This window comes from Nocardia exalbida NBRC 100660, from assembly GCF_000308575.1.
GTDB lineage: Bacteria > Actinomycetota > Actinomycetes > Mycobacteriales > Mycobacteriaceae > Nocardia > Nocardia exalbida.
Genome location: NZ_BAFZ01000164.1, coordinates 87,067 through 93,630, shown reverse-complemented (window position 1 = coordinate 93,630; position 6,564 = coordinate 87,067). Strand labels below are relative to the sequence as shown.

The window sequence follows — 6,564 nt, the reverse complement described above, 5'->3', positions numbered from 1 at the left end:
ATGATGCGCCCACCGCGCCAGCGCACGTCGGTGTGCGGGCCGGCGGACAGCGTGGCGTTGCGAATCAGCATGGGCCGCTCAGGCCAGGTACCGGACCACGTGCTCGGCGACGCAGGCCGGCTTGTCCGCGCCCTCGGCGATGATCGTCACGGTGCGTTCGGCCTGCACCCCGCCGGGCACATCGGTGACGGCGGTGAGCGTGACGGTGCCGCGCACCCGGCTGCCGACCCGGACCGGGCTGATGAAGCGCACCTTGTTCAGCCCGTAGTTGATCGCCATCCGGGCCGAGCGCACCGACATCAGCTGCTGGCTGATCGGCGCGAGCAGCGCGAGGGTGAGGAACCCGTGGGCGATGGTGGCCCCGTACGGGCCGTCCGCGGCACGGCCGGGATCGACGTGGATCCACTGGTGGTCGCCGGTGGCCTCGGCGAACAGATCGATGCGCCGCTGGTCGATCTCGAGCCACTCGCCGGGCCCGAGCACGGAGCCCACCGCGGCGCGCAGGGCGTCGAAATCATGGAACTCGGTCATGCGGGATCCTCTCTGCGGTCGGCGCCTGCACGATATCCGGCGCGCGGGCCGCCGGGTCAGCTGTTACCGCAGTTGGTCCTTCATCACCTTGCCGGTCGCGTTCAGCGGCAGGGCGCGCAGGAAACGCACCGAGCGCGGAACCTTGTAGCCCGCCATCCGGTCCCGGCTCCAGGCGATCAGCTCGTCCTCGGTGACGGGGTTTCTCGTCACCACGAAGGCTCGGCCGACCTGCCCGAGCCGTTCGTCCGGCACGCCGACGACGGCGGCCTGCGCGACCGCGGGATGTTCCAGCAGGAATCCCTCGATCTCGGCGGGATAGGCGTTGAACCCACCGACGATGAACATGTCTTTCTTGCGGCCGACGATGCGCAACCTGCCGTCGGTGTCGAGGCTGCCCAGATCGCCGGTGTGCAACCAGCCCTCGGCGTCGATCGCCTCGGCCGTCGCCTCCGGGTCGTCCAGGTAGCCCTGCATCACGCTGTAACCGCGAACGAGGATCTCGCCGTCTTCGGCGATGCGGATCCGCACGCCGTCGCAGGGCTTCCCGACCGTCGTCGCGATCTGCTCGAAGGTGTCCCCGGGCCGGGAGGCGGTCGCGGTGCCCGCCTCGGTCAGCCCGTATCCGGTCATGATCGACTGGAACGGGAGTTCCTCGCGCACCCGGCGGATGAGTTCGACCGGAATGTCGGCCGCCCCGGTGACGGCCGCGCGCAGCGAGGACAGATCATGCTCGCCCGCGGCCTCCAGCAGGGAGTGGTAGAGGGTCGGCGGTCCGGGCAGCATCGTGATCCGCTCCCGGGCAACCAATTCCAGCACCCGATCGACGTCGAACACCGGCACCGGAAGGATCGTCGCGCCGCGGATGAGCGACGCGACCAGACCCGCTTTGTATCCGAAGGTGTGGAAGAACGGGTTGACGATGAGATAACGGTCGCCTTCCCGCAGGTCGGCGAGATCGCACCACTCCGCGTACAGGCGCAACGTCTGGGCGTGATTCATCATCACTCCCTTGGGACGCCCGGTGGTGCCGGAGGTGTAGACGACGTCGGCGATGTCGGTGCCGGCGACGTTCCGCTCGAACGGTGCGCCCCCCTCCAGGAAATCCGACTTCACATCGATCACGGGCACATCGGTGGCGCCGCGGTAGTCGACGCCGAGGAACCCCTGCTGGACCAGCACCGCCTTGGCGCCGCTGCGGCGGATGATGTCGCCCGCCTCCGCGGCCTTGAGACGCGTGCTCACCGGCACCACGACGCCGCCCGCGGTGAGCAGGCCGAACGCGGCGACGATCCATTCCGCCGAGTTCGGCGCCCAGATCGCCGCGCGGTCGCCCTTCTCGATCCCGGCCGCGGCGAAGGCGCCCGCGGCCCGGCGCACCCGCTCGGCGAGTTCGGTGAAACTCCACCGCAGGTCCCCGTCCACGACCGCTTCGGCGTCGCCGAAGCGGTCGGCCGCGTCGAGGACCAGCTCGGGGAGGGTCTGCCAGGTCATACCTTCAGCAGCCGCGCCAGGTTGCCGCCCATGATCTTCGCCTGATCCTCCAGCGGCATGTCCTTGATCTCGTTGATGTAGCGCGCAGGCTCGGCAAGGCCCTCCGGGTGCGGCCAGTCGGAGCCGAACAGCACGTGATCGGCGCCGATGACGCTGGAGAGCCGCTCCAGATCCTCCTCCCAGAACGGGCTGACGTAGAGGCTCTGTCTGATGGCCTCGATCGGGTCACGGAAGCCGAAGCCCTCCGGCGCCTTCTTGTAGACGTCGGACAGCTGCTGCAACAGCGGCTCGAGCCAGGCGGAGCCGTTCTCGATGACGGCGACCTTGAGGTCCGGGAAGCGGTTCAGCGCGCCGTGGCAGACCCAGGACGCCACCGCGTCGGTGACCGGCCGCCACTGGTTCGTCATCGCGAAGGTGTTCGTCTTGAACGGCAGCATCTCCAGGCTGTTGCCGTCCCACTCGGCGTCGAAACGCGAGTAGCCGCTGTCCGAGGAGTGCATGGTGACCAGCACGTCGAGTTCGACGACCCGCTTCCAGAACGGATCGAACTCCGGCAGTGCGAACGATCGCATGCCCTTGAAACCGGGCACCGGGGCCGGGCGCACCAGGATCGCCTTGGCGCCGTGCTCGACGACGCACCAGTTCAACTCCTCGATCGCCTTCTCGACGATCGGCAGGGTGACCACCGGGACGGTGAAGATCCGGTCGGAGTGCACGAAATTGCCGTCCTGGCCCCAGGTCTCGAGCATCCACTGGTTCAGCGAGTGGATCACCGCGTGGATCAGGTCCGGATGGTGGCGCATCCGCTCCTCGACCAGGCTGGCCAGGGTCGGGAACATCAGCGCGCGCTGCAATTGCAGGTTGTCCATGACCTTCAGGCGCTCCACCGGATCGCGGAAGGCCTCGATCGCGCGCATCGGCTCACCGAAGATCTCGCGCCTGCTCTTGCCCTCGGGGTTGCCGTGCTTGAAGTACTCCTCCATGGCGCCGGGCCGGGCCACCACGTCGAAGGTGGGATTGGGGATGTACTCGCTGATCTGGCCGAGCACCGCGATCTTGGTGCGGCCCTTGATCTCGACGTACTGGATGGTGCCCTCGTACTCCTTGGGCAGGTACCTGGTGAGGGCGTCTTTGGTCTCGTACAGGTGGTTGTCGGCGTCGAAGAGCTGGTAGGGCAACTCGACTTCAGTCATGGAAGCCTCCTTTTCAATTAGTGAGAATGTTATTCTCTTCAGGGTTGTACCGCAACGCCCTCGACGCGTGCGGCGGCCAGGTTCGCGCGGACCACGAACTTCTGGATCTTTCCGCTCGCGGTACGGGGGAAGTCGTCGACGACGTGCACTTCCTCCGGCCACTTCTGCTTGGCCAGCCCGGCGCCGCCGAAGTGCGCGCGCAATTCCTCCAGGTGCGGCGCGGCCCGCCCCGGCTGCAGGCGCAGCACCGCGGCGGTGCGCTCGCCGAGCCGGGCGTCGGGCACGGCGACCGCCACCGCCTCGGTCACGCCGGGCAGGGTCAGCAGCACCTCTTCGACCTCGAGCGCGCTGATGTTCTCGCCGCCGCGGATGATCATGTCGGACTTGCGGTCGGTGATCGTCAGGTAACCGTCCGCGTCCAGCACGCCGATGTCACCGGTGTGGTACCAACCGTCGTCGTCGAAGGCCGCCGCGGTGAGCTCCGGATCGGTGTAGCCGAGGCACAAATCCGGTCCGCGGCTGAGGATTTCGCCGTCCTCGGCCAGTCGCACCTCCGCGCCCGCCAGCGGGGCGCCGTCGGTGAGCAGCCGTTTTGCCTCGGGGGCGGTCGGGTGCGATCCGGTGATCGAGGGATGTTCGGTGCTGCCGTAGGAGCGGTACACGGTGATACCGGTCCGCGCCAGACGGGTGGTGATCGCGGCGGGCACCGCCGCGCCGCCCAGCCCCGCGTAGCGCAGCTGGGGCAGATGCTCGGGCGTGTAGTCCGGATGATCGAGCAGGCTGGTGACGTAGTAGGGCACGCCGCCGCCCACCGTGAGGTGTTCGGTGCGCATCAACTCGAGCACTCTGCCCGGATCCCAGACATCGATCAGGTTGATCGGCACCCGGTCGAGCACCGGGATGAGGAAGGCGTTCACCATGCCGATGAAGTGGCCGACCGGCGCCCCGGTGAGCTGGTCGCCTCGGTCGGCCGGGTACATCCCGGCCAGTTGCCTGGTCTCGTGGCCCAGCGTCCGATGGCTGTGCACCACGCCTTTCGGGGCGCGGGTGGTGCCGGAGGTGAACGCGATCAGCGCGGGCCCCGAGGGGTCGGCCGGAAGGGTCCCCGGCATGGGCGCCGGGTCGAGCAGCTCCTCGAAATTTTCGCCCACCACGCCGACGATCGGTACCGCGTCGCGCAGGCCGGGGGCGAACTCGGTGTTGCCGAACCGATCGGTGGTCACGAAGACCTTCGGCCGGACCGTCGCCAGGATGTAGCCGACTTCCTTGCGCCCGTAGAAGTGGACGATCGGCACCACCGTCGTGCCGAGGAAGGCCGACGCCCAGAACACCGCCGCCGCCTCCATCCAGTTCGGCAGCTGGAAGGCGACCACGTCCCCGGGACCTACGCCGCGGCGCCTCAACCCGGCGGCCAGCCTGCGGGCGATCTGCTCGACATCGCCGAACGTCCCCGACCACGGCCGCACTGCGGAGTGGATGCGAAACGCGGTGCCGGGCGCGGCGGCCAGTCCGCCTGCCAAGAGGTCACCGATCGTCTCGGGGGTCCACCAACCCTCCTCCTGGTAGCGATGGACCAGGTCGAGGGGGATCTTGCGCATCGTCGAACTCCTGTCTCGTGGCGGAGCGCCGCGCGAGATACGTCTATAGTTCTCTCGATAAGAGAATCACATTTCCCTATAGGAGAACAAGCAATGGTCGAGTTCGAGCTGGACGCGGGATTGGCGGTCGTCACCATCAATCGCCCGCACGCCCGCAACGCCATCGCCCCCGCCACGATGGACGAACTGGAGAAGGCGATCGACGCCGCCGCCGATGCCCGCGCACTGGTCATCACCGGGGCGGGGGATCGCGCTTTCGTCTCCGGCGGGGATCTGAAGGAACTCGCCGCGCTGCGCACCGAAGAGCAGGCGGCGGCCATGGCCCGGCGGATGCGCGGCATCTGCGACCGGCTGGCCGCGTTCCCCGGCCCGGTGATCGCCGCACTCAACGGGCACGCGCTCGGGGGCGGCGCCGAGGTGGCGGTGGCCGCGGACATCCGGATCGCGGCCGACGACATCAAGATCGGGTTCAACCAGGTGTCGCTGGCGATCATGCCGGCGTGGGGTGGCGCCGAGCGGCTGACCCGGCTGGTCGGGCCGGGGCGAGCGCTGCTGCTCGCCGGTTCGGGCACCATCCTCGACGCGGCGTCCGCCGAACGAGTCGGCTTGGTGGACAAGGTGCTGCCGCGTGCCGAATTCGACAAGGGCTGGCGGGCTGTAGCCCGGTCCCTGGCGAGCGAGCCTGCCGCTGTGATCAAACGGGTGATCGGCGGTGTCCCCGCGGAGGAGGCTGTCATGGAGTTCGCCCGGCTCTGGGTAGCCGACGAGCACTGGCGCGCTGCCGATCGAGTGATGAATCGCGCCAAGTGATTTCAGGTCGTGCGCCGGTGGGTGACGCGCAGGCGCGGGCTCGCTTCGGCGTGTAAGTGATGTAAATCACATAATGCAAATCTGGAAGGTCATTATCGCAGTGGGAAGAACCGATTTACGGTGTGTTCGGTAGGTTTCCGGTGGAGCGGCACAGGCTCCGTCATCAGCCCTGGCGTGCCGTCCGCTCCGGCTTCGACCGTTCGGCTCGACGTGCGGTCGCCGCCGAGCACGGCTTCGCCGATTCCGGTGTCGGCGAGACCGGGTGCGCTCACCCGAGTTTCGCGGTCGGACCTGCCCTGCACTGCACGTTCGATTACGGGATGGGTAACCATGGTCAGACGACCCGTCGATTCCATCGACCGAGGTGTTGGGGAACTCCACTCCGTCGCACGCTGGCGAGCCCATGCGCGGCGGCATCCGCTGCGCTACCGCTTGGCGGTCGTCGCGCCGAGCGCGACCGAGGTGATCCGTCACGCGGGCGGCTGGCTGTTCGACCGCACCACCGCCGGGTGGGAGGTGACGGTTCTGGTCGCCGACCACGCGAACGTGCGTCCGCTGCGGATTCTCGGCGCCACGGTGCTCGACCTGGAACAGTCGCTGACCACGCCGGTGCACGACACCTGGCCGACGGCCGTCGCCGTGGCCGCGCAGACCTACCGGTCCGACGACCGGGTGCGCGCCGGGGTGCTCGACTGCCTCGATCGCGGCCTCACCGAAGTCGCGTTGTGGGGCGTGGACCTGCCCGCCGAACTGGAGCACCGGGTCGATCACGCGCAGCATCGGATGAGTGTGGCGGCCTGGGCTTTCAAGTCGTGCGCCCTCAGCGCGGCGGGACTGCCCGCCGAGGCCGTCGGCGCGAGCGAGGCGTTCCGGACCGGTGAACTCCGGCCGCCGGCCTACCGCTGCGAGGTGGATCTGGTTCCGGCGCGCTGAACCCGGCC

6 protein-coding genes are annotated in these 6,564 nt (G+C 68.7%); 2 read left to right on the top strand and 4 right to left on the bottom strand.

Features of this window, described 5'->3' with window-relative positions; all coding sequences use genetic code 11:
• Positions 1–78 precede the first annotated feature (78 nt).
• The 4 genes from ON29_RS32660 to ON29_RS32645 form a co-directional block, all read right to left on the bottom strand.
• Positions 79–531 (bottom strand): MaoC family dehydratase, encoded by a 453-nt coding sequence (locus tag ON29_RS32660; protein ID WP_040872065.1) that lies wholly within the window; start codon positions 529–531, stop codon positions 79–81.
• 63 nt (positions 532–594) lie between these two features.
• Positions 595–2,022, bottom strand: coding sequence for a FadD3 family acyl-CoA ligase (locus ON29_RS32655; RefSeq protein ID WP_040872064.1), 1,428 nt, complete (start codon positions 2,020–2,022; stop codon positions 595–597).
• Positions 2,019–3,215 carry an amidohydrolase family protein gene (locus ON29_RS32650; RefSeq protein WP_040872063.1) on the bottom strand — a complete coding sequence of 399 codons (1,197 nt, stop codon included), beginning with the start codon at positions 3,213–3,215 and terminating at the stop codon, positions 2,019–2,021. The genes ON29_RS32655 and ON29_RS32650 overlap by 4 nt, the downstream gene beginning before the upstream one ends.
• 38 nt (positions 3,216–3,253) lie before the next feature.
• Complete coding sequence (locus ON29_RS32645; RefSeq protein WP_040872062.1) at positions 3,254–4,813, bottom strand: AMP-binding protein; 1,560 nt, start codon at positions 4,811–4,813, stop codon at positions 3,254–3,256.
• Positions 4,814–4,906: 93 nt separating this feature from the next.
• On the opposite strand from ON29_RS32645, the gene ON29_RS32640 reads away from it, so the two are divergent.
• Both ON29_RS32640 and ON29_RS32630 read left to right on the top strand, forming a co-directional pair.
• The gene (locus tag ON29_RS32640) at positions 4,907–5,623 is read left to right on the top strand and encodes an enoyl-CoA hydratase/isomerase family protein (RefSeq protein WP_040872061.1); all 717 of its coding nucleotides are present in this window, start codon (positions 4,907–4,909) and stop codon (positions 5,621–5,623) included.
• Positions 5,624–5,953: 330 nt separating this feature from the next.
• Positions 5,954–6,556, top strand: coding sequence for a hypothetical protein (locus tag ON29_RS32630; protein ID WP_373283952.1), 603 nt, complete (start codon positions 5,954–5,956; stop codon positions 6,554–6,556).
• Positions 6,557–6,564 lie beyond the last annotated feature (8 nt).

What these genes read in the sequence shown, in the direction of transcription:
- ON29_RS32650 (WP_040872063.1), bottom strand. Translation starts at nt 3,215, where the DNA reads ATGACTGAAGTCGAGTTGCCCTACCAGCTCTTCGACGCCGACAACCAC.
- ON29_RS32630 (WP_373283952.1), top strand. Translation starts at nt 5,954, where the DNA reads ATGGTCAGACGACCCGTCGATTCCATCGACCGAGGTGTTGGGGAACTC.
- ON29_RS32645 (WP_040872062.1), bottom strand. Translation starts at nt 4,813, where the DNA reads ATGCGCAAGATCCCCCTCGACCTGGTCCATCGCTACCAGGAGGAGGGT.
- ON29_RS32640 (WP_040872061.1), top strand. Translation starts at nt 4,907, where the DNA reads ATGGTCGAGTTCGAGCTGGACGCGGGATTGGCGGTCGTCACCATCAAT.
- ON29_RS32660 (WP_040872065.1), bottom strand. Translation starts at nt 531, where the DNA reads ATGACCGAGTTCCATGATTTCGACGCCCTGCGCGCCGCGGTGGGCTCC.
- ON29_RS32655 (WP_040872064.1), bottom strand. Translation starts at nt 2,022, where the DNA reads ATGACCTGGCAGACCCTCCCCGAGCTGGTCCTCGACGCGGCCGACCGC.